Origin of the sequence: Burkholderia sp. E168m23, assembly GCF_016586125.1 — a bacterium.
GTDB lineage: Bacteria > Pseudomonadota > Gammaproteobacteria > Burkholderiales > Burkholderiaceae > Burkholderia > Burkholderia orbicola.
On sequence record NZ_BCPP01000967.1, the window covers coordinates 1 to 2,657 of the forward strand.

Below are 2,657 nucleotides of genomic sequence, written 5' to 3' on the forward strand. Positions count from 1 at the left end.
CCGTACGACCGGCCGAATCTGTCGAAGGATTACCTCGCGGGCACGGCGGAAGCCGACTGGCTGCCGCTGCGCGCGCCGTCGTTCTATGCCGAGCAGCGGATCGACGTGCGCTGCAATACGCGGGTCACGCGCATCGATCCCGCGCAGCGGTCGGTCGAGCTCGCCGACGGCAGCCGTATCGAATACGGCGCGCTGCTGCTCGCGACCGGCGCCGAGCCGAACCGCCTGAACGTGCCCGGCGCCGATCTGCCGCACGTCCGTACGCTGCGCTCGCGCGCCGATTGCGATGCACTGATCGCGAAGCTGAAAACCGCGCGCCGCTGCGTGGTGGTCGGCGCGAGCTTCATCGGCCTCGAAGCGGCTGCCGCGTTGCGCACGCGCGGGCTCGACGTGCACGTCGTCGCGCCCGATCCGCATCCGATGAGCCGCGTGCTCGGCGATGCGCTCGGCGACACGATCAAGGCGCTGCACGAAGCGCACGGCGTGGTGTTCCATCTCGGCACGACGCCCGCGCGGATCGGGCCGGACAGCGTGACGCTGTCGAATGGCGACGTGCTGCCGGCCGACGTCGTGCTGGTGGGGATCGGCGTGCATCCGAACGTCGAACTCGCCCAGGACGCCGGGCTCGCGGTCGAACGCGGCGTGACGGTCGACCGCTTCCTGCAGACGAGTGCGCCCGGCATCTACGCGGCCGGCGATATCGCGCGCTGGCCCGATCCGCTGACGGGCGAGCGGATTCGCGTCGAGCACTGGGTCGTCGCCGAGCGGCAGGGCATCGTCGCGGCGCGCAACCTGCTCGGCCAGCAGCGGCCGTTCGACGCGGTGCCGTTTTTGTGGAGTCAGCATTACGACCTGACGCTCCGCTATGTCGGGCATGCGGAGCAATGGGATCGCGTCGAGATCGACGGCGACCTTGGCGCGCACGACTGCTCGATCGCGTACTGGCGCGGCAACACGCGGCTCGCGGTCGTGACGATAGCCCGCGATCTCGACAACCTGAAGGCCGAAGCGGCGCTCGAGCGGCAGAGGGCTTCCGCATGAAAGCAGCATGACGACACCCACCGAACCTTGAATGGAGGCGAAATGAACCCTGACGTCCGTGCCCGTTTCGAAACCGAGTTTGCGCCGCGCATCGCGACGCGCTTGCGCGACCTCTATCAGCCCGGCGAAGTGCAGGTCGACGTCGTGCCGCACGACGGGCAGGGCAGCCCGACCTGCGTCGACGTGATCGGCCTCACGTCGACGGTCGGCTTGCCGCACCGGTTGAACGCGCGGCTCGCGTGGCGCGACGATGCGATCGCAGGTCTGCTGGCCGAGCCCGACCACAGCCGCTTCGATCGCTATCTCGCGGCGCTGCCGGTCACGATCGAGCGCTGGCAGATGGAGCTGCCGGTCGATTTCAGCAGCCGGACGCAGCGCGATCGCGAGATCCTGATCGGCGACCTCGATTTCGATGCGTGACGGGCATCGCGCGATGCCGGCCGATGGCGTGCGGCCGAACCGCGCGCGGTTAGCGGTCGCGCGTTCGGATGATCACGCGCCCCTGGTCGATGCCGCCGCGCAGCGCCTCGTCGCACGTCAGCCATTCCGGCGTGACGAGTTCGGGCGCGGGCAGGTCGACCGGCGCGCCGTCGCGGAAGATCCGCACCTGCGCGACCCACGCGCCGTTCGCGTTGCGCGTCGCGTCGACGCGAATCTCGTGACCCATGAAAGTGTCGGTGGCTTGCATCGAACGGGGCCCTCCGTCGTGAATGAACGTGGTGCGTGGATCGTATCAGCATGGCGTGCGCCGCGCATCGAAAACGAACCGGCGGGTGCGTGTCACGTGCCGCGCGAGACGGGAGCGACCCTGTGGCCTTCGACCTGACCTTTTCCATCAAGGTGTTCGCGGCGCTGTTCGCGATCATGAACCCGATCGCGAACATTCCGGTGTTCCTGTCGCTGACCGAAGGCGCGGCGGACGGCGTGCGCCGCAAGGTCGCGCTGACGGCCGCGATCGGCGTGACGGTCGGCTGCATCGTGTCGGCGGTCGCGGGCGGCGCGATCCTGCACGTGTTCGGCTTGACGATCGACGATTTCCGCCTCGCGGGCGGGTTGCTGGTGCTGTTGATCGCGTTGTCGATGCTGCATGGTGCGCCGAGCCGCCAGCATGCGCCGGGCGCCGACGAAGGCGCCGATCCGGCGGCGGCCGACAGCGTCGCGATCTATCCGCTGACGATCCCGTTGCTGGTCGGCCCCGGCACGATCGCGACGATGATCGTGCTCGGGCACGGTGCCGTCGCGACCGGGCAGGAACTCGCGTTCGCGCTCGGGCTGGCCGCGTTTCTCGTATTGCTGGCCGTGTCGCTGCTGTCGGCGCCGTTGATCGGCCACTACCTGTCGCCGCGCGTGACGGCCGTCACGCAGCGCCTGATGGGGATGATTCTCGCGGCGATCGCGATGCAGATGATCGTCGCGAGCCTGAAAGCCGCGTTCGGGCTGCCGCATTGAGCGCGCCCGTTCGACTGCATGGAGTCGCTGAATGAACACGCTGATCGTCTTGTCCTATCCCGATCTCGACGCGGCGCGTCGCGCGCTGGCCGAACTCGGCACGCTGCGCGACCGGCACGTCGTCGCGCTCGCGGGTGTCGTGATCGTCGAGTGCTCGACCGACGGAC

At 69.1% G+C, this 2,657-nt stretch carries 4 protein-coding genes; 3 read left to right on the forward strand and 1 reads right to left on the reverse strand.

Going from position 1 to position 2,657, the window contains the following annotated elements:
* Both JMF90_RS32655 and JMF90_RS32660 read left to right on the forward strand, forming a co-directional pair.
* Positions 1-1,041, forward strand: a 1,041-nt coding sequence (locus tag JMF90_RS32655; RefSeq protein ID WP_201325981.1) for an NAD(P)/FAD-dependent oxidoreductase, incomplete at its 5' end; no start/stop codon positions are given.
* Between the two features lie 42 nt (positions 1,042-1,083).
* On the forward strand, positions 1,084-1,461 hold the full coding sequence (locus JMF90_RS32660; protein WP_077179500.1) for a DUF5594 family protein: 378 nt from the start codon (positions 1,084-1,086) through the stop codon (positions 1,459-1,461).
* A gap of 49 nt (positions 1,462-1,510) precedes the next feature.
* Here JMF90_RS32660 and JMF90_RS32665 read toward each other — a convergent pair whose 3' ends face one another.
* On the reverse strand, positions 1,511-1,729 hold the full coding sequence (locus JMF90_RS32665; protein WP_006481288.1) for a DUF6566 family protein: 219 nt from the start codon (positions 1,727-1,729) through the stop codon (positions 1,511-1,513).
* A gap of 122 nt (positions 1,730-1,851) precedes the next feature.
* Here JMF90_RS32665 and JMF90_RS32670 point away from each other — a divergent pair, with 122 nt between their 5' ends.
* On the forward strand, positions 1,852-2,490 hold the full coding sequence (locus JMF90_RS32670; RefSeq protein ID WP_077179499.1) for a MarC family protein: 639 nt from the start codon (positions 1,852-1,854) through the stop codon (positions 2,488-2,490).
* Positions 2,491-2,657: the final 167 nt, after the last annotated feature.

Coding starts and splice junctions, on each gene's coding strand:
- JMF90_RS32660 (WP_077179500.1), top strand. CDS start 1,084: ATGAACCCTGACGTCCGTGCCCGTTTCGAAACCGAGTTTGCGCCGCGC.
- JMF90_RS32665 (WP_006481288.1), bottom strand. CDS start 1,729: ATGCAAGCCACCGACACTTTCATGGGTCACGAGATTCGCGTCGACGCG.